The organism is Aeromonas sp. s10 (assembly GCF_040907975.1).
GTDB lineage: Bacteria > Pseudomonadota > Gammaproteobacteria > Enterobacterales > Aeromonadaceae > Aeromonas > Aeromonas caviae.
In genome coordinates this window covers 1-19,855 of the sequence record NZ_JBFOCV010000042.1, presented here as the reverse complement: position 1 = coordinate 19,855, position 19,855 = coordinate 1, and the positions used below count along the sequence as shown (strand labels likewise).

Below are 19,855 nucleotides of genomic sequence, written 5' to 3'. Positions count from 1 at the left end.
TCCGCACTGAAAGCGCTGGAAGGCGAAGCTCAGTGGGAAGAGAAGATCCTGGAACTGGCTGGCCACCTGGACACCTACATTCCGGAGCCGGAGCGTGCCATTGACCAGCCGTTCCTGATGCCTATCGAAGACGTCTTCTCCATCGCAGGCCGTGGTACCGTAGTAACCGGTCGTGTAGAGCGCGGTATCGTCAAGGTTGGTGAAGAAGTGGAAATCGTTGGTATCAAAGATACCACCAAGACCACCTGTACCGGCGTTGAAATGTTCCGCAAACTGCTGGACGAAGGTCGTGCAGGTGAGAACGTTGGCGCACTGCTGCGTGGCGTGAAGCGTGAAGACGTAGAGCGTGGTCAGGTACTGGCCAAGCCGGGCACCATCAAGCCGCACACCAAGTTCGAATCCGAAGTGTACGTGCTGTCCAAAGAAGAAGGTGGTCGTCACACCCCGTTCTTCAAGGGCTACCGTCCGCAGTTCTACTTCCGTACTACCGACGTGACCGGTACCATCGAACTGCCGGAAGGCGTAGAGATGGTAATGCCGGGCGACAACATCAAGATGGTTGTTACCCTGATTGCCCCGATCGCGATGGACGACGGCCTGCGTTTCGCCATCCGTGAAGGTGGCCGTACCGTAGGTGCTGGTGTTGTAGCCAAAGTTATCGCTTAATCTTGGCTTACATAAATAAAGCAAAGCCCCTATAATAGGGGCTTTCTTATGCAGGGGCGTAGTTCGAATTGGTAGAACAGCGGTCTCCAAAACCGATGGTTGCGGGTTCGAGTCCTGCCGCCCCTGCCATATACCTCGTCTCGTACGGGGCTTTTGTGTCTTTGGTTACGTCAGATACAGGTGGGTTGTATGAGTGTTAGTTCTGAGGGTCAGGGCGGAAGCAAGGATACCCTGCTTTGGGGCCTGGTTTTCATCATCCTGGCGGCCGCTGTAGTGGGCAATTACCTGCTGAGCGACGTTATTGCTGCCGTCCGCGCCCTGGGTGTGGTCGTTGTCATCGCCGCTGCCGGTGCAGTGGCCCTGCAAACCACCAAGGGCAAGGCAACACTGGCGTTTGCCCGTGAGTCTCGCCTGGAAGTCCGCAAGGTCGTATGGCCGACCCGTCAGGAAGCCATTCAGACAACCCTGATTGTGCTGGCGGTGACTGCCGTGATGGGGCTGCTGCTGTTCGTGTTGGACGGCGCCTTGGTCTGGTTGGTCAACCTGATTACCGGTGTGTAAGGATAAGCCATGACTGAACAACGTGAACAGCGTATGAGATGGTATGTCGTGCAGGCATTTTCCGGCTACGAAGGCCGTGTTGCCAAATCCCTGCGTGAACATATCAAGATGCATGGCATGGAAGAGCTGTTTGGTGAAGTGCTGGTCCCGACCGAAGAAGTGGTCGAGATGCGTGCTGGCCAGAAGCGCAAGAGTGAGCGCAAATTTTTCCCGGGATACGTCCTGGTCCAGATGGTGATGGATGAAACCACCTGGCACCTGGTACGCAATGTACCACGTGTAATGGGTTTCATCGGCGGTACCTCCGATCGCCCTGCTCCTATCTCCGATAAGGAAGCGGATGCCATCCTCAATCGTCTGCAAGATGCCCACGACAAGCCGCGTCCGAAAACCCTGTTTGAACCGGGTGAGATGGTCCGGGTTGCCGATGGTCCGTTCGCCGACTTCAACGGTACCGTTGAAGAGGTGGACTACGAAAAGAGCCGCGTGAAGGTCTCCGTACTGATCTTCGGCCGCTCAACGCCGGTAGAACTGGATTTTGGTCAGGTCGAAAAAGGCTGATTAATCTCTGTACGTTTAACGGTTGTCAGGGGCAGCGATTATCTCTATAATTCGCTGCCCCTTTATTTGTTGGGGAGCCGTTTGCAGGAGCATGTCTCCGAGGCGTTAGAACCCATTTTTGAGGTATTTTTGTAATGGCTAAGAAAGTCACAGCTTATATCAAGCTGCAAGTTAAGGCTGGCAGTGCTAACCCCAGCCCTCCCGTTGGTCCTGCTCTGGGTCAGCACGGTGTGAACATCATGGAATTCTGTAAGGCATTCAACGCCCGTACAGAAAAGCTGGAAAAAGGTTCTCCGACTCCGGTCGTGATCACCGTTTACAGCGACCGTTCCTTCACCTTCGAAACCAAGACTCCGCCCGCTTCCTTCCTGCTGAAGAAAGCCGCTGGTATCCAGTCTGGTTCCGCCAAGCCGAACAAAGACAAGGTTGGTAAGGTGACTGTGGCTCAGCTGCAAGAAATCGCCAAGACCAAAGAGCCGGATATGACTGGTGCCGATCTGGATGCAAAAGTACGTTGCATCGCCGGTTCCGCTCGTTCCATGGGCCTGGTAGTGGAGGAGTAAGACAATGGCTAAACTGTCCAAGCGTATGCGCGTTATTCGCGAAAAAGTTGACGGTACCAAAGAGTACTCCATCAACGAAGCCATTGCCCTGCTGAAAGAACTGGCTACTGCCAAGTTCGTTGAAAGCGTTGACGTTGCCGTTAACCTGGGTATCGATGCTCGTAAATCCGACCAGAACGTACGTGGTGCAACTGTACTGCCGCACGGTACCGGTCGTGACATCCGTGTCGCCGTGTTCACCCAGGGTGCCAACGCCGAAGCCGCCAAGGCTGCCGGTGCTGAACTGGTTGGTATGGACGACCTGGCCGAGCTGGTCAAGAAAGGCGAGATGAACTTCGACGTCGTCATCGCATCCCCGGATGCCATGCGTGTTGTTGGTCAACTGGGTCAAATCCTGGGCCCGCGCGGTCTGATGCCGAACCCGAAAGTGGGTACCGTCACTCCGAACGTAGCCGAAGCCGTCAAGAACGCCAAGGCTGGTCAGGTTCGTTACCGTAACGACAAGAACGGTATCATTCATACCACTCTGGGCAAGGTCTCTTTCAACGAAGTTCAGCTGAAAGAAAACCTGGAAGCGCTGCTGGTTGCCTTGAAGAAGGCCAAGCCGTCCTCCGCCAAGGGTGTATTCATCAAGAAAGTCAGCATCTCCACCACCATGGGTGCCGGTGTTGCCGTAGACCAAGCTTCCCTGGAAGCTCAGGCCTAATTGATGGGTTTTACAAGGCGCAAAATTTAATCTATAATTTTGCGCCTTGATTGGTTGGGGGTTTCGACCTCCGTCCAAGACCGCAGGAGGCCGCAAAGCCTTAATTCTTCCTGCGTAGACGGTGCCGGAAACCCAGCGAGAAAGATTCTTTCTCTTCTGGAATCCTGCTACCGCATCGTTCCCCTCTGTTGTAAAGGTAGGGGGGATGTGTCAGTACTGGGTCAACAGACCCGGATTCAATCCAGGAGTTAAGCCAATGGCATTGGGACTCGAAGACAAAAAGGCAATTGTTGCTGAAGTCAACGAAGCTGCCAAAGGCGCTCTTTCTGCAGTTGTAGCCGATTCTCGCGGCGTCACTGTAGAGAAGATGACCGTCCTGCGTAAGACCGCTCGTGAAGCTGGTGTGTACATGCGCGTTGTGCGTAACACCCTGCTGCGTCGCGCGGTAGAAGGTACCGAATACGAGTGCCTGAACGACGCATTTACCGGTCCTACCTTGATTGCTTTCTCTAACGAACACCCGGGCGCTGCCGCTCGTCTGTTCAAAGAGTTTGCCAAAGCGAACCAAAAGTTCGAAATCAAGGCTGGCGCTTTTAACGGTGAGTTTATCGCCGCAGCACAAATTGATCGTCTGGCCACGCTGCCGACTTACGAAGAAGCAATTGCGAAGTTGATGGCTACCATGAAGGAAGCCTCTGCTGGCAAGCTGGTTCGTACTATCGCTGCTGTTCGCGACCAGAAACAAGCTGCTGCTTGATTCTCGCCTATCTAGGCTGTTTGAGTTTATTCAACATCAGGAATTTTTGTCATGTCTATCACTAAAGACCAAATCATCGAAGCCGTTGCTTCCATGTCCGTAATGGAAGTTGTTGAGCTGATCGAAGCTATGGAAGAGAAGTTCGGTGTTTCTGCCGCTGCTGCCGTCATGGCCGGCCCGGCTGCTGCTGAAGCAGTAGAAGAGAAGACCGAGTTCGACGTAGTTCTGACTGCTGCTGGCGCCAACAAAGTTGCCGTCATCAAGGCCGTTCGTGGCGCTACCGGTCTGGGCCTGAAAGAAGCCAAGGACCTGGTAGAAGCTGCTCCGACCAATCTGAAAGAAGCCGTGTCCAAGGACGAAGCTGAAGCTCTGAAGAAAGAGCTGGAAGCTGCCGGTGCTTCTGTTGAGATCAAATAATCTGCATTTATGTAGATTAGCCTGATAAAACAGGCTAAGGCTGGTGAATCTTTATTCACCAGCCTTTTTGCGCTGTAGACTGAGAGTATTTCACACCGTTCACGACTCTCGGTGCACCAGCAATCCGGACCGCCTCATCGTCCGGGCCAACACAAAACGGTGTTGAGACAGAGCTGTCCCGTGGGGACAGAGTGGGTCACTTATCAGCGAGCTGAGGAACCCTATGGTTTACTCTTATACCGAAAAAAAACGCATACGTAAGGACTTCGGTAAGCGAGACCAGGTACTGGACACGCCTTATCTGTTGTCCATTCAGCTGGACTCCTTCAAGCAGTTCATCGAGGCTGACCCGGAAGGTGAGTACGGCCTAGAAGCCGCCTTCCGTAGCGTTTTCCCGATCACCAGTTACTCCGGTAGTGCTGAGCTTCAGTATGTCAGCTATCGCCTGGGTGAGCCGGTATTTGACGTAAAAGAATGCCAGATCCGTGGAGTGACCTACTCCGCGCCGCTGCGTGTCAAGCTTCGTATGGTTCTGTACGACCGTGAAGCAGCTGCCGGCACCGTCAAAGATATCAAGGAACAAGAAGTATACATGGGCGAGATTCCGCTCATGACCGAGAACGGCACCTTTGTCATCAATGGTACCGAACGGGTTATCGTCTCCCAGCTGCACCGCAGCCCGGGGGTCTTCTTCGACCACGATAAAGGCAAAACACATTCATCCGGTAAGGTACTGTATAACGCCCGCGTTATCCCCTACCGTGGCTCCTGGCTGGACTTCGAGTTCGATGCGAAAGACAACCTGTTTGTCCGTATCGACCGTCGTCGCAAACTGCCGGCCTCCATTATTCTGCGCGCCCTGGACTTCAGTTCCGAAGAAATCCTGGCCACCTTCTTCGAGACCATCGGTTTCGAGGTCAAAGATGGCAAGTTGATGATGGATCTGGTGCCCGAGCGCCTGCGTGGCGAGACCGCGACCTTCGACATCATTGCCAATGGCGCCGTGGTGGTTGAAACCGGTCGTCGTGTCACTGCCCGTCACATCCGTCAGCTGGAAAAAGACGGCATCACCCAGATCGAGGTGCCGGTAGAGTATGTTGTTGGCAAAGTTGCAGCCAAGAACTACGCGCACCCGCAGACTGGTGAGATGGTTGTCACTGCCAACCAGGCCCTGAGCCTGGAAGCGGTTGCCAACCTGTCCCAAGCCGGCTTCAAGCACTTCGAGGTTCTGTTCACCAACGAACTGGATCACGGTGCCTACATGTCCGAGACCCTGCGTATCGACTCCAGCTCCAGCCGCCTGGAAGCCCTGGTCGAGATCTATCGCATGATGCGTCCGGGCGAGCCGCCCACTCGCGAAGCGGCCGAGCAGCTGTTCGAGAACCTGTTCTTCTCTTCCGAGCGTTACGACCTGTCTACCGTAGGTCGGATGAAGTTCAACCGCCGTTTGGGTCGTGAAGACGAGACTGGCGTTGGCGTGCTGACCAAGGACGATATCGTCGAGGTCATGAAGCGCCTGATCGACATCCGTAACGGTAACGACGAAGTGGACGATATCGACCACCTTGGTAACCGTCGTATCCGTTCCGTCGGTGAAATGGCCGAGAACCAGTTCCGTGTTGGTCTGGTCCGTGTCGAGCGTGCGGTGAAGGAGCGCCTGTCTCTGGGCGATCTGGACACCCTGATGCCGCAGGATCTGATCAACGCCAAGCCGATCTCCGCCGCGGTCAAAGAGTTCTTTGGTTCCAGCCAGCTGTCCCAGTTCATGGATCAGAACAACCCGCTGTCCGAAGTGACCCACAAGCGCCGTATCTCCGCGCTGGGCCCGGGCGGTCTGACCCGTGAGCGTGCCGGCTTTGAAGTTCGAGATGTACACCCGACCCACTACGGTCGTCTGTGCCCCATCGAAACGCCGGAAGGTCCGAACATCGGTCTGATCAACTCGCTGTCCGTGTATTCCCGCACCAACGAGTACGGTTTCCTCGAGACCCCGTACCGCAAGGTGATCGACGGTGTGATCACCGACGAAGTGGATTACCTGTCTGCGATTGAAGAAGGCAAGTACGTGATCGCACAGGCCAACGCCGCGACCACCGAAGATGGCCGTCTGAAAGATGAATTGATCCCGTGCCGTCACAAAGGTGAATCCACCTTTATGAACGCCGACCAGATCCAGTACATGGACGTGAGCCCGCAACAGATCGTCTCTGTGGCAGCGGCCCTGATCCCGTTCCTGGAACACGATGACGCGAACCGCGCATTGATGGGTTCAAACATGCAACGTCAGGCTGTACCGACCCTGCGCGCTGACAAGCCGCTGGTAGGTACCGGTATGGAACGCGCAGTGGCCGTTGACTCCGGTGTGACCGTAGTGGCCAAGCGTGGCGGCATGATCGACTATGTCGATGCCTCCCGTATCGTTATCAAGGTCAACGAAGATGAGCTGCTGCCTGGCGAAGCCGGCATCGACATCTACAGCCTGACCAAATACACCCGTTCCAACCAGAACACCTGTATCAACCAGCGTCCGTGCGTGATGTTGGGTGAGCCGGTGATGGCGGGCGACGTACTGGCTGACGGCCCGTCCACCGATCTCGGTGAACTGGCGCTGGGTCAGAACCTGCGCGTCGCGTTCATGCCGTGGAACGGTTACAACTTCGAAGACTCGATCCTGGTGAACGAGCGTGTGGTTCAGGAAGATCGCCTGACCACCATTCACATCCAGGAACTGGCCTGTATCTCCCGTGACACCAAGCTGGGTCCGGAAGAGATCACTGCTGACATCCCGAACGTGGGTGAAGCCGCTCTGTCCAAGCTGGACGAGTCCGGTATCGTCTACGTGGGTGCGGAAGTGAAGGGCGGCGACATTCTGGTCGGCAAGGTGACTCCGAAAGGTGAAACCCAGCTGACCCCGGAAGAGAAGCTGCTGCGCGCCATCTTCGGTGAGAAGGCGTCCGACGTGAAGGACTCTTCCCTGCGTGTACCGAACGGTGTGTACGGTACCGTTGTTGACGTGCAGGTCTTTACCCGCGATGGCGTGGAAAAAGACAAGCGCGCCAAAGAAATCGAAGAGATGCAGTTGAAGGAAGCGAAGAAGGACTTGACCGAAGAGTTCAAGATCCTGGAAGACGGCATTTTCGGCCGTTCCCGCAACCTGCTGCTGGCCGCCGGTTACAGCGAAGATCGTCTGAACAAGCTCGATCGTTCCAAGTGGTTTGAGCTGGCCATCGAAGATGAAGCCAAGCAAATCGAGCTGGAGCAGATCGCTGAACAGCACGTTGAGCTGAAGGCCGAGTTCGACAAGAAATTCGAGAACAAGCGTCGCAAGATCATCCAGGGCGATGACCTGGCGCCGGGCGTACTGAAGATCGTCAAGGTCTATCTGGCCGTCAAGCGTCGCATCCAACCGGGTGACAAGATGGCGGGCCGTCACGGTAACAAGGGTGTTATCTCCAAGATCTGTCCGGTCGAGGATATGCCCCATGACGAGTACGGCCGTCCGGTCGACATCGTACTGAACCCGCTGGGTGTACCGTCTCGTATGAACATCGGTCAGATCCTCGAAGTGCACCTGGGCCTCGCGGCCAAGGGCATCGGCGAGAAGATCGACCGGATGATCAAAGAACAGCGCGAGCTGCACGAGATGCGCGAGTTCCTGCAACAGGTCTATGACCTGGGCGAGAAGGACTCCCAGCAAGTGAACATTGCCGAGCTGTCTGACGACGACGTGCGTACCCTGGTGGGTAACCTGCGTAAGGGTCTGCCGGTGGCTACACCTGTCTTTGATGGTGCCAAAGAGCGCGAAATCAAAGCCTTGCTGAAGCTGGCCGATCTGCCGGAATCCGGTCAGATCTCCCTGTTCGACGGTCGTACCGGTAACGCCTTCGAGCGCAAGGTCACCGTGGGTTACATGTACATGCTGAAGCTGAACCACCTGGTAGACGACAAGATGCACGCGCGTTCTACCGGTTCCTACAGCCTGGTTACCCAGCAGCCGCTGGGTGGTAAGGCGCAGTTCGGTGGTCAGCGGTTCGGTGAGATGGAAGTGTGGGCCCTGGAGGCTTACGGTGCGGCATATACCCTGCAGGAAATGCTGACCGTCAAGTCTGACGATGTGAACGGCCGTACCAAGATGTACAAGAACATCGTGGATGGCGACCACCGTATGGAGCCGGGCATGCCCGAATCCTTCAACGTATTGCTGAAGGAAATCCGCTCTCTGGGTATCAACATCGAGCTGGACGAAGAGTAAGAGCTCGCTCTTATTGTTCGAGAATTGACGTGGGCGCCCCGCTGTTTCGGCAGCCGGGGCGCCGAGGTTAGACTCCTGACAGGGGAAACACGTGAAAGACTTACTCAAGTTTTTGAAGGCTCAGACCAAGACCGAAGAGTTTGACAGTATCAAGATCGGTCTGGCCTCTCCTGACATGATCCGCTCCTGGTCATTCGGTGAGGTCAAAAAGCCTGAGACCATCAACTACCGGACTTTCAAGCCGGAGCGTGATGGTCTGTTCTGCGCCCGTATCTTCGGACCGGTGAAGGACTACGAGTGTCTGTGCGGCAAGTACAAGCGCCTGAAACACCGTGGTGTGATCTGCGAGAAGTGCGGTGTAGAAGTGACCCAGACCAAGGTCCGTCGTGAGCGCATGGGCCACATCGAGCTGGCCAGCCCGACTGCCCACATCTGGTTCCTGAAGTCCCTGCCGTCCCGTATCGGTCTGCTGCTGGACATGACCCTGCGTGACATCGAGCGCGTGCTGTATTTCGAATCCTATGTAGTGATCGAACCCGGCATGACCAACCTCGAGCGCAGCCAGATGCTCTCCGAAGAGAACTATCTGGACGCACTGGAAGAGTGGGGCGACGAATTCGACGCCAAGATGGGTGCCGAGGCCATTCTGGCCCTGCTGCGCGCCATCGATCTGGAAGGTGAAGTCAAAGCCATGCGTGAGGAGCTGGATCAGACCAACTCCGAGACCAAGCGCAAGAAGACCACCAAGCGTCTGAAGCTGATGGAAGCCTTCCTGCAATCCGGCAACAAGCCGGAGTGGATGATCATGACAGTGCTGCCCGTGCTGCCGCCGGACCTGCGTCCGCTGGTACCGCTGGACGGCGGCCGTTTCGCGACCTCCGATCTGAACGATCTGTACCGTCGCGTGATCAACCGTAACAACCGCTTGAAGCGTCTGCTGGACCTGGCTGCGCCGGACATCATCGTGCGCAACGAAAAGCGCATGCTGCAAGAGTCTGTGGATGCCCTGCTGGACAACGGCCGTCGTGGTCGTGCCATCACCGGTTCCAACAAGCGCCCGCTGAAATCCCTGGCCGACATGATCAAGGGTAAGCAAGGTCGTTTCCGTCAGAACCTGCTGGGTAAGCGTGTCGACTACTCTGGTCGTTCCGTTATCACCGTAGGTCCGACCCTGCGTCTGCATCAGTGCGGTCTGCCGAAGAAGATGGCACTTGAGCTGTTCAAGCCCTTCATCTACGGCAAGCTGGAATCCCGCGGTCTGGCGACCACGATCAAGGCCGCCAAGAAGATGGTGGAGCGCGAAGAAGCTGTCGTTTGGGACATCCTGGACGAAGTGATCCGCGAACACCCGGTTCTGCTGAACCGTGCACCGACTCTGCACCGTCTGGGTATCCAGGCGTTTGAACCGACCCTGATCGAAGGCAAGGCCATCCAGCTGCACCCGCTGGTTTGTGCCGCCTATAACGCGGACTTCGACGGTGACCAGATGGCGGTCCACGTACCGCTGACCCTGGAAGCCCAGCTGGAAGCGCGCGCCCTGATGATGTCCACCAACAACATCCTGTCGCCTGCCTCCGGTGAGCCGATCATCGTTCCTTCCCAGGACGTGGTCTTGGGTCTGTACTACATGACCCGTGCCCGTATCAACGCCAAGGGCGAAGGTATGGTGCTGTCCGGTCCTAAAGAGGCCGAGAAGGTCTACCGTGCCGGTCTGGCCGACCTGCATGCTCGCGTCAAGTGCCGCATCACCGAGTACGTGAAGAACGAAGCCGGTGAGCTGGTTGCCAAGACCGAGATGAAGAACACCACCGTTGGTCGTGCGATCCTGAGCCTGATCCTGCCCAAAGGCATGGAGTACGCGCTGATTGACGAGCCCAAGGTACTGACTGCTGCAGAGCAGGCTGACCTGGACGCCAACCCGCAGAACTGGATCAAGTGCGTCTCCAACAAGGCGCTGGGCAAAAAGCTCATTTCCCGTCTGCTGAACACCTGCTATCGCAAGCAGGGCCTGAAGGATACCGTCATCTTCGCTGACCAGCTGATGTATACCGGTTTCCACTACGCGGCCCTGTCCGGTGCCTCTGTTGGTATCGATGACATGGTCATCCCGGATGCCAAGAAAGACATCATCGCTGCTGCAGAAGCCGAAGTCGCCGAGATCCAGGACCAGTTCCTGTCCGGTCTGGTGACCGCGGGCGAACGCTACAACAAGGTTATCGATATCTGGGCCAGCGCGAACGATCGCGTCTCCAAGGCCATGATGGACAACCTTTCCAAGGAGCGTAACGTCAACTCCCTGGGCGATGAGGAAGAGCAAGCCTCCTTCAACAGCATCTTCATGATGGCCGACTCTGGTGCGCGGGGTTCCGCCGCCCAGATCCGTCAGCTGGCCGGTATGCGTGGCCTGATGGCGAAGCCGGATGGCTCCATCATCGAAACGCCGATCGTGGCGAACTTCCGTGAAGGTCTGAACGTACTGCAGTACTTCATCTCCACTCACGGTGCTCGTAAAGGTCTGGCGGATACCGCGCTGAAGACAGCGAACTCCGGTTACCTGACCCGTCGTCTGGTTGACGTGGCCCAGGACATGGTGATCACCGAGGACGATTGCGGCACTACCGACGGTCTGTGGATGACTCCGCTGATCGAGGGTGGCGACGTGGTCGAGCCGCTGCGTGAGCGCGTGTTGGGTCGTGTGGTGGCCGAAGACGTGATCAAGCCGGGTACCGAGGATGAAGTGCTGGTAGCGCGCAACACCCTGCTCGACGAGCAGCTGTGTGACCTGCTGGAGCGCAACTCCGTCGACCGCGTGAAGGTACGTTCTGCCATCACCTGTGAGACCGACTTCGGTAACTGTGCTCACTGCTACGGCCGTGATCTGGCCCGTGGTCACCTGGTTAACAAGGGTGAGGCTGTCGGTGTTATCGCCGCTCAGTCCATCGGTGAACCGGGCACCCAGCTGACGATGCGTACCTTCCACATCGGTGGTGCCGCATCCCGAGCGGCTGCCGAGAGCAGCATCCAGGTGAAGAACACCGGTAGCATCAAGTTGCAGAACGCCAAGTTCGTTCTGAACAACTCTGACAAGCTGGTTATCACCTCCCGTTCTACCGAGCTGACCATCATGGACGAGATGGGCCGTACCAAGGAAAGCCACAAGCTGCCTTACGGTTCCGTGCTGGAAGTGAAGGATGGCGAAGCGGTGAACGCCGGTGATACCGTCGCGAACTGGGACCCGCACACCCACCCGATCATCACCGAAGTGGCGGGTCGCCTGCACTTCGAACACATGATCGACGGTGTGACCATCACTCGTCAGACCGACGAGCTGACCGGTCTCTCTTCCATCGTCGTGCTGGATGTCAACGAGCGTCCGAGCGCCGGTAAAGAGATGCGTCCGACCGTGAAACTGGTCGATCTGAACGGCAAGGATGTGATGATCCCGGGCACCGACGTTCCCGCCCAGTACTTCCTGCCGGGCAAGGCGATCGTGAACCTGGAAGATGGTGCCAACGTGGGCGTGGGTGATGCGGTTGCGCGTATCCCGCAAGAGTCCAGCGGTACCAAGGACATCACCGGTGGTCTGCCGCGCGTTGCGGATCTGTTCGAAGCACGTCAGCCGAAAGAGCCGGCCATCCTGGCCGAGATCTCCGGTACCATCTCCTTCGGGAAAGAGACCAAGGGCAAACGCCGTCTGGTCATCACCCCGACCGATGGTGGCGAGATCTACGAAGAGATGATTCCGAAATGGCGTCACCTCAACGTGTTCGAAGGTGAAAAAGTTGAGAAGGGTGAAGTGCTGGCGGACGGTCCCGAGTCTGCTCATGACATCCTGCGTCTGCGCGGTATCAGCCCGGTCGCCAACTACATCGCCAACGAAGTGCAGGACGTTTACCGTCTGCAAGGCGTTAAGATCAACGACAAGCACATCGAAGTCATCGTGCGTCAGATGCTTCGCAAGTGCGAGATCCTGAGCGCTGGCGACACCGACCTGATCGAAGGTGAGCAGGTTGAAGTGGCCCGTGTGAAGATTGCCAACCGTAAACTGGTTGCCGAAGGCAAGACCCCGGCTACCTACCGTCATATCCTGATGGGTATTACCAAGGCATCTCTGAGCACCGAGTCTTTCATCTCCGCAGCTTCCTTCCAGGAGACCACCCGCGTGCTGACCGAAGCGGCCGTGGGTGGCAAGCGTGATGAACTGCGCGGCCTGAAAGAGAACGTGATCGTGGGTCGTCTGATCCCGGCTGGTACCGGCTTTGCCTACCACCACAGCCGCATCAACCAGCGTGCCGCCGCAGCCCGTGCTGTCGGTGTGCCGCAGGTGACTGCCGATGAAGCTCAGCAAAACCTGGCGGATCTGCTCAACGCAGCCGGCAGTTTTGACGAAGAGTAATCTTCCGCTGCAGTGATCGAAAAGGGCCCCTTCTAGGGGCCCTTTTTTTATTTCCCATCCGGCGCCCAGCGTGCACTGGGCTGGGGCAGGGGGATGATCCAGTGCAAGGTTATAGAGCAAAAAATCAAAAAAAGTTGACATTGCCCCGTCGCAACTGAAAACTCGGGAAAGTTGAATGGGTATTACAGGGGTAGAACATGGCTGTCGGTATCGAGGAAGTACTGCTTCCCGAAGAGCAACTGAGCGGTCGCGCTTTTACAGACGAAGACAGGGAGCTGTTGCGTTCATATGGGGGCCTTATCGAAGGCCTGGCCGATCTGTTCGGCAAGCACTGCGAGGTGGTGCTCCACTCCCTGGAAAATCTGCATGAGTCCGTGATCCAAATAGCGAATGGTTTCAATACGGGTCGAACTCTGGGGGCGCCGATCACCGATCTCGCCCTGCGGATGCTCAAGGATATCGAGAGCACGGGTCAGGATCACACCCAGAGTTATTTTGCCCGCAGTCGGACCGGTGCCTTGATGAAGTCGAGCACCATCGCCATCCGTAACCGCGACAAGCAGGTGATCGGCCTTATCTGCATCAACCTGCACATCAATGCACCTTTCCACGAGTTCGTGGCCGAATTCTTCCCGACGCCACAGCAGGTGGAGCGGCAATCACCGGAGACCTTCGCCAACAGCGTCGAAGAGCTGGTTGCCCAGACGGTGGACAACACCATCGACGAGATCAATCGTGATCCCTCCGTGGCCAACAATGCCAAGAACCGTTTTATCGTGACCCAGTTGTTCGAGAAGGGCATATTTGATATCAAGGATTCGATCAACCTGGTCGCCGACAAGCTGAATATTTCCAAACATACCGTGTATCTCTACATCCGACAGCGCAAGCAGGGTGAAGAAGAGAGCGAGTAAGCGCCATAGATAGGGGATAGATAACAATGGCTAAAGAAGTGATTGCAACCGACAAGGCGCCTGCCGCAATTGGCCCTTATGTCCAGGCTACCAAGCTGGGTGAGCTGGTCTTTACCTCCGGGCAGATCCCGCTCGATCCGGCCACCATGGACATCGTTGCCGGTGGCATCGAGGCTCAGGCAGAGCAGGTGATGAAGAATCTGGTCGCAGTCTTGAAAGCCGCAGGGGCCGATACCAGCAAGGTACTGAAGACCACCTGCTTCCTGAGTGACATGAACAACTTCGTGGCCTTCAACCAGGTGTATGCCCGCTACTTTGGCGAATCCGCTCCGGCACGTTCCTGCGTGGAGGTCGCTCGTCTGCCCAAGGATGTGTTGGTCGAAGTCGAAGCCATCGCTTACGTCTGAGCCTGTTTCATTGCAAAAGCCCCTCCCAGGAGGGGCTTTTGCGTCTATGAGGTAGAATGGATGCACCGCTGTGCAGGAGTGCGATCATGAGTCTGAATTTTGCTCTGCTGGTCACCGGGCCCGCCTATGGCACCCAGACGGCCAGCACGGCCTATCGTTTTGCCCTGAGTCTGGTCGAGCAGGGACACCGCTTGTCCCACCTCTTCTTCTATCAGGAGGGGGTGTGCAATGCCAATGGCCTCCATACGCCAGCCAGCGATGAGACCGACCTGGTGGCGTTGTGGCGCGAGTTGGCCATCCAGCAGGGCATCCGTATCGATGTGTGTGTGGCTGCGGCCATGCGCCGTGGCGTGCTGGATGAGCAGGAGGCCAAGGGAATGGGACGGGAGCATTTCAATCTGGAAGCACCATTCTGCCTGAGCGGGCTCGGTCAGTTGGCGGAAGCCGCACTGACCGCTGATCGCTTCGTTCAGTTCTAGGGGGACAAAATGACCAGAATAGCGTTTATCTCACGGCGTGGTCCCCATGGTTCGGCGAGTGGTCGGGAGGGGCTGGATGCTCTGCTGGCCACCTCTGCATTGACGGAGTCCCTGGCACTCTTTCTGGTGGGGGATGGCGTAATGCAACTGGTGAGGGAGCAATCACCACACGCCATATTGCAGCGTCACTACGCCCCGACCTTCAAGATGCTGGAACTGTATGACATCGAGGAGATCTATGTCTGTGCGGTGTCACTGGCTGAGCGAGGACTGACGGCGGCGGATCTGCTAATCCCAGTTATTCCGCTCTCTCCTGCGGAAATTCGCCGTAGCTGGGCGGGTTTCACCACCCACATCTGCTTCTGAGGTGTCCGTGATACAGCTGATATTGAACTCTCCCTTCATGAGCCAGGATCTCGAGTTGGCGTTGCGTTACCGCATGGAAGGGGATCTGGTGGTGTTGATGCAGGATGCCGTGATGGCGGCGGCTGCCCCCGGGTGGTGCGAGCGCTTGGCAGACGTCCCCCTTTACGTCATGAAGGAAGACCTGCAAGCGAGAGGCTTGTCATCCGGGATCGGGATGGAACTCGATATGCCGGGTTTGATCAGGTTGATCGCCGAGCACGGATCACCGCAGACCTGGGGCGGTTAGACTTGGTTTTCCTTTTTATCTCAGTTGCTTAGCATAATGTCATTCGACTGTCATTTGCCATTTCGGTGTGCAAATTGTATAAATCTTGACTCCCCAGACAACAGGGCATAAAATTTCGCGTCCCCGTATCTGCGGGGAGGATTTTTCACACGTTTATGAAGTCATTATCAGGAGCCTTTTGATGGCAACTATTAACCAGTTGGTTCGCAAGCCACGCATCAAGCTCGTTGTGAAAAGCAACGTGCCGGCGCTGGAAGCGTGCCCTCAGAAGCGTGGCGTATGCACCCGTGTATACACCACCACCCCGAAGAAGCCTAACTCTGCACTGCGTAAAGTATGCCGTGTACGTCTGACCAACGGCTTCGAAGTCACCTCCTACATCGGTGGTGAAGGTCACAACCTGCAAGAGCACTCTGTTGTTCTGATCCGTGGCGGTCGTGTAAAAGACTTGCCAGGTGTTCGTTATCACACCGTTCGTGGTGCGTTGGACTGTGCCGGTGTTAAAGACCGTAAGCAGGCTCGCTCCAAGTACGGCGTGAAGCGTCCGAAAGCTTAATGGTTCTCCGTTAAGTAAGGCCAAACGTTAATTCGTTTCTAGTTAGATAACTTTCTAGTTTTGGGTAACCCCTGAAGTTACGGAGAATTTGAAATGCCAAGACGTCGTGTTGTTGGTCAGCGTAAAATCCTGCCGGATCCCAAGTTCGGATCAGAGCTGCTGGCTAAATTTGTCAACGTAGTAATGGTTGACGGTAAGAAATCTGTTGCAGAAGCCATCGTATATGGCGCCCTGGACATCATTGCCACCAAATCTGGCAAAGAGCACCTGGCCCTGTTCGAAGTCGCTCTGGACAACATTCGTCCGGCGGTCGAGGTTAAATCTCGTCGCGTCGGTGGTGCAACCTATCAGGTGCCGGTAGAAGTTCGTCCGGTACGTCGCAATGCTCTGGCAATGCGCTGGTTGGTTGATGCCGCTCGTAAACGTGGTGAAAAATCAATGGCTCAGCGTTTGGCTGGCGAGCTGCTGGATGCCGCTGACAATAAGGGTTCGTCTGTCAAGAAACGTGAAGACGTTCACCGTATGGCTGAAGCGAACAAGGCCTTCGCTCACTTCCGCTGGTAATCCGCTTGCGCAGGGTCTTCTGACTCTGCGCACCTTTAATTATCTGGGGACAAGCGCCCTAGTAAGAGGATGACAATGGCTCGTACAACCCCCATTGAGCGTTATCGTAATATCGGTATCTCCGCTCACATCGACGCCGGTAAGACTACTACTACCGAGCGCGTTCTGTTTTACACCGGTGTAAGTCACAAGATCGGTGAAGTTCACGATGGCGCCGCCACCATGGACTGGATGGAACAGGAACAAGAGCGTGGTATCACCATCACCTCCGCCGCGACCACCGCTTTCTGGTCCGGTATGGGTAAACAGTTCCAACCGCACCGTATCAACATCATCGATACCCCGGGCCACGTTGACTTTACTATCGAAGTAGAGCGTTCCATGCGTGTTCTGGATGGCGCCGTGATGGTGTACTGTGCCGTAGGTGGCGTACAGCCCCAGTCTGAAACCGTATGGCGTCAGGCTAACAAGTACAAGGTTCCCCGTATTGCGTTCGTCAACAAGATGGACCGTACCGGTGCCAACTTCCTGCGCTGCGTTGAGCACATCAAGACCCGTCTGAAAGGTAACCCGGTTCCTCTGCAACTGAACATCGGTTCCGAAGAGAACTTCAAGGGCGTTATCGACCTGGTCAAGATGAAAGCCATCAACTGGAGCGAAGCTGACCAGGGCGTATCCTTCGACTACGAAGACGTCCCGGCTGAGCTGCTGGAACAGGCGCAAGAAATGCGCATGAACCTGGTTGAAGCCGCTGCTGAAGCGTCTGAAGACCTGATGGAAAAATACCTGGGTGGTGAAGAACTGACTGAAGAAGAGATCAAGAAAGCTCTGCGTCAGCGTGTTCTGAACAACGAAATCATCCTGGTTACCTGTGGCTCCGCGTTCAAGAACAAGGGCGTACAGGCCATGCTGGATGCCGTGGTCGAGTACCTGCCGGCTCCGACCGACGTTGCTGCTATCGACGGTCTGAAGCTGGATGGCGAGACCAAGGACGAGCGTCACGCTTCCGATGACGAGCCGTTCTCTGCTCTGGCATTCAAGATTGCTACCGACCCGTTCGTGGGCAACCTGACCTTCTTCCGTGTTTACTCCGGTGTGGTCAACTCCGGTGACTCCGTGCTGAACTCCGTTAAAGAGAAGCGCGAGCGTTTCGGCCGTATCGTTCAGATGCACGCCAACAAGCGTGAAGAGATCAAAGAAGTTCGCGCAGGCGACATCGCTGCTGCCATCGGCCTGAAGGACGTCACCACCGGTGACACCCTGTGTGACGAAAGCGCACCGATCATCCTGGAGCGTATGGAATTCCCGGAACCGGTAATCTCCATCGCCGTTGAGCCGAAATCCAAGGCTGACCAAGAGAAGATGGGCCTGGCTCTGGGCCGTCTGGCTCAGGAAGACCCGTCCTTCCGCGTATGGACCGACGAAGAATCTGGCCAAACCATCATCGCCGGTATGGGTGAGCTGCACCTGGACATCATCGTTGACCGTATGCGTCGCGAGTTCAAGGTAGAAGCCAACGTAGGTAAGCCGCAGGTTGCCTACCGTGAAACCATCCGCAACACCGTCAAGGACATCGAAGGCAAGCATGCCAAGCAGTCCGGTGGTCGTGGTCAGTACGGTCACGTCGTTATCGACATGTACCCGCTGGAAGAAGGCAAAGCCTACGAATTCGTCAACGACATCAAGGGTGGCGTGATTCCGGGCGAATTCATCCCGGGTGTTGACAAGGGTATCCGCGAGCAGCTGAAGTCCGGCCCGCTGGCAGGCTATCCGGTAATGGATCTGGGTGTGCGTCTGCACTTCGGTTCCTACCACGATGTCGACTCTTCCGAACTGGCGTTCAAGATCGCTGCTTCTCTGGCGTTCAAGGCTGGCTTCATGAAGGCCAACCCGGTACTGCTCGAACCGATCATGAAGGTCGAAGTCGAGACTCCGGAAGACTACATGGGCGACGTGATCGGTGACCTGAACCGTCGTCGCGGCCTGATCGAAGGCATGGAAGATGGCCCGTCCGGCAAGATCGTACGTGCGCTGGTGCCGCTGGCCGAAATGTTCGGTTACGCCACCTCCCTGCGTTCTGCTACCCAGGGTCGTGCTTCCTACGCCATGGAATTCGCCAAGTATCACGATGCCCCGACCAACGTCGCCCAGGCCGTGATCGAAGAGCGCAAATCCAAGTAATTTAAGATTCCCCGCCTACGACGGTAGGCGGGTTTAACCTAGAAGGACTACGTCGTGTCTAAAGAAAAATTTGAGCGTAATAAACCGCACGTAAACGTCGGCACCATCGGCCACGTTGACCACGGTAAAACCACCCTGACCGCCGCCATCACCAACGTGCTGGCCAAGCACTTCGGTGGTAAAGCTTTCGCCTTCGACCAGATTGACAAGGCGCCGGAAGAGCGTGAGCGTGGTATCACCATCAACACCTCCCACGTAGAATACGACACCGCTACCCGCCACTACGCCCACGTAGACTGCCCGGGTCACGCCGACTACGTTAAAAACATGATCACCGGTGCTGCCCAGATGGACGGCGCGATCCTGGTAGTAGCAGCGACGGACGGCCCGATGCCGCAGACTCGTGAGCACATCCTGCTGGGTCGTCAGGTAGGCGTTCCGTACATCATCGTGTTCATGAACAAGTGTGACATGGTAGATGACGAAGAGCTGCTGGAACTGGTTGAGATGGAAGTTCGCGAACTGCTGTCCGAGTACGACTTCCCGGGTGATGACCTGCCGGTAGTACGTGGTTCCGCACTGAAAGCGCTGGAAGGCGAAGCTCAGTGGGAAGAGAAGATCCTGGAACTGGCTGGCCACCTGGACACCTACATTCCGGAGCCGGAGCGTGCCATTGACCAGCCGTTCCTGATGCCTATCGAAGACGTCTTCTCCATCGCAGGCCGTGGTACCGTAGTAACCGGTCGTGTAGAGCGCGGTATCGTCAAGGTTGGTGAAGAAGTGGAAATCGTTGGTATCAAAGATACCACCAAGACCACCTGTACCGGCGTTGAAATGTTCCGCAAACTGCTGGACGAAGGTCGTGCAGGTGAGAACGTTGGCGCACTGCTGCGTGGCGTGAAGCGTGAAGACGTAGAGCGTGGTCAGGTACTGGCCAAGCCGGGCACCATCAAGCCGCACACCAAGTTCGAATCCGAAGTGTACGTGCTGTCCAAAGAAGAAGGTGGTCGTCACACCCCGTTCTTCAAGGGCTACCGTCCGCAGTTCTACTTCCGTACTACCGACGTGACCGGTACCATCGAACTGCCGGAAGGCGTAGAGATGGTAATGCCGGGCGACAACATCAAGATGGTTGTTACCCTGATTGCCCCGATCGCGATGGACGACGGCCTGCGTTTCGCCATCCGTGAAGGTGGCCGTACCGTAGGTGCTGGTGTTGTAGC

General features: G+C 56.4%; 18 protein-coding genes and 1 tRNA gene. All 19 read left to right on the top strand.

Features of this window, described 5'->3' with window-relative positions; translation table 11 throughout:
• On the top strand, positions 1-666 hold a 666-nt coding region (locus tag AB5Y59_RS15835), incomplete at its 5' end, for an EF-Tu/IF-2/RF-3 family GTPase (RefSeq protein ID WP_368212311.1).
• 52 nt (positions 667-718) lie between these two features.
• A tRNA-Trp gene (locus tag AB5Y59_RS15830) sits at positions 719-795 on the top strand.
• Positions 796-855: 60 nt separating this feature from the next.
• Positions 856-1,227: a preprotein translocase subunit SecE gene (gene secE / locus AB5Y59_RS15825; RefSeq protein WP_010675960.1), complete on the top strand. Its 372-nt coding sequence runs from the start codon at positions 856-858 to the stop codon at positions 1,225-1,227.
• Between the two features lie 9 nt (positions 1,228-1,236).
• Entirely contained in the window at positions 1,237-1,788 is a 552-nt protein-coding gene (gene nusG / locus AB5Y59_RS15820) for a transcription termination/antitermination protein NusG (protein ID WP_010675959.1), read from the top strand.
• A 134-nt stretch (positions 1,789-1,922) separates the two neighbouring features.
• Positions 1,923-2,351, top strand: a complete 429-nt coding sequence (rplK, locus tag AB5Y59_RS15815; protein WP_005306313.1) for a 50S ribosomal protein L11 — start codon at positions 1,923-1,925, stop codon at positions 2,349-2,351.
• A gap of 4 nt (positions 2,352-2,355) precedes the next feature.
• On the top strand, positions 2,356-3,057 hold the full coding sequence (rplA, locus tag AB5Y59_RS15810) for a 50S ribosomal protein L1 (protein WP_010675958.1): 702 nt from the start codon (positions 2,356-2,358) through the stop codon (positions 3,055-3,057).
• Positions 3,058-3,313: 256 nt separating this feature from the next.
• The gene (gene rplJ, locus AB5Y59_RS15805; RefSeq protein WP_042016252.1) at positions 3,314-3,814 is read left to right on the top strand and encodes a 50S ribosomal protein L10; all 501 of its coding nucleotides are present in this window, start codon (positions 3,314-3,316) and stop codon (positions 3,812-3,814) included.
• Positions 3,815-3,865: 51 nt separating this feature from the next.
• The gene (gene rplL, locus AB5Y59_RS15800; protein WP_010675957.1) at positions 3,866-4,231 is read left to right on the top strand and encodes a 50S ribosomal protein L7/L12; all 366 of its coding nucleotides are present in this window, start codon (positions 3,866-3,868) and stop codon (positions 4,229-4,231) included.
• A 223-nt stretch (positions 4,232-4,454) separates the two neighbouring features.
• A complete protein-coding gene (gene rpoB, locus AB5Y59_RS15795) occupies positions 4,455-8,483 on the top strand; it encodes a DNA-directed RNA polymerase subunit beta (protein WP_010675956.1) in 4,029 nt (1,342 codons plus the stop codon).
• A gap of 91 nt (positions 8,484-8,574) precedes the next feature.
• On the top strand, positions 8,575-12,879 hold the full coding sequence (gene rpoC, locus AB5Y59_RS15790) for a DNA-directed RNA polymerase subunit beta' (protein ID WP_010675955.1): 4,305 nt from the start codon (positions 8,575-8,577) through the stop codon (positions 12,877-12,879).
• Positions 12,880-13,076: 197 nt separating this feature from the next.
• Entirely contained in the window at positions 13,077-13,793 is a 717-nt protein-coding gene (locus tag AB5Y59_RS15785) for a transcriptional regulator (RefSeq protein ID WP_010675954.1), read from the top strand.
• Positions 13,794-13,819: 26 nt separating this feature from the next.
• Complete coding sequence (locus AB5Y59_RS15780) at positions 13,820-14,200, top strand: RidA family protein (protein WP_010675953.1); 381 nt, start codon at positions 13,820-13,822, stop codon at positions 14,198-14,200.
• An 86-nt stretch (positions 14,201-14,286) separates the two neighbouring features.
• Positions 14,287-14,679: a sulfurtransferase complex subunit TusD gene (gene tusD / locus AB5Y59_RS15775; protein ID WP_043153907.1), complete on the top strand. Its 393-nt coding sequence runs from the start codon at positions 14,287-14,289 to the stop codon at positions 14,677-14,679.
• Between the two features lie 9 nt (positions 14,680-14,688).
• Positions 14,689-15,045, top strand: coding sequence for a sulfurtransferase complex subunit TusC (gene tusC, locus AB5Y59_RS15770; protein WP_029314860.1), 357 nt, complete (start codon positions 14,689-14,691; stop codon positions 15,043-15,045).
• 7 nt (positions 15,046-15,052) lie between these two features.
• Entirely contained in the window at positions 15,053-15,331 is a 279-nt protein-coding gene (gene tusB / locus AB5Y59_RS15765) for a sulfurtransferase complex subunit TusB (protein WP_043153905.1), read from the top strand.
• A gap of 181 nt (positions 15,332-15,512) precedes the next feature.
• Positions 15,513-15,887, top strand: a complete 375-nt coding sequence (gene rpsL, locus AB5Y59_RS15760) for a 30S ribosomal protein S12 (protein WP_005306278.1) — start codon at positions 15,513-15,515, stop codon at positions 15,885-15,887.
• Positions 15,888-15,980: 93 nt separating this feature from the next.
• Entirely contained in the window at positions 15,981-16,451 is a 471-nt protein-coding gene (rpsG, locus tag AB5Y59_RS15755) for a 30S ribosomal protein S7 (RefSeq protein ID WP_010675949.1), read from the top strand.
• Between the two features lie 75 nt (positions 16,452-16,526).
• Entirely contained in the window at positions 16,527-18,632 is a 2,106-nt protein-coding gene (fusA, locus tag AB5Y59_RS15750; RefSeq protein ID WP_010675948.1) for an elongation factor G, read from the top strand.
• A 54-nt stretch (positions 18,633-18,686) separates the two neighbouring features.
• The coding region (gene tuf, locus AB5Y59_RS15745; RefSeq protein ID WP_202041923.1) for an elongation factor Tu at positions 18,687-19,855 on the top strand (1,169 nt) is incomplete at its 3' end.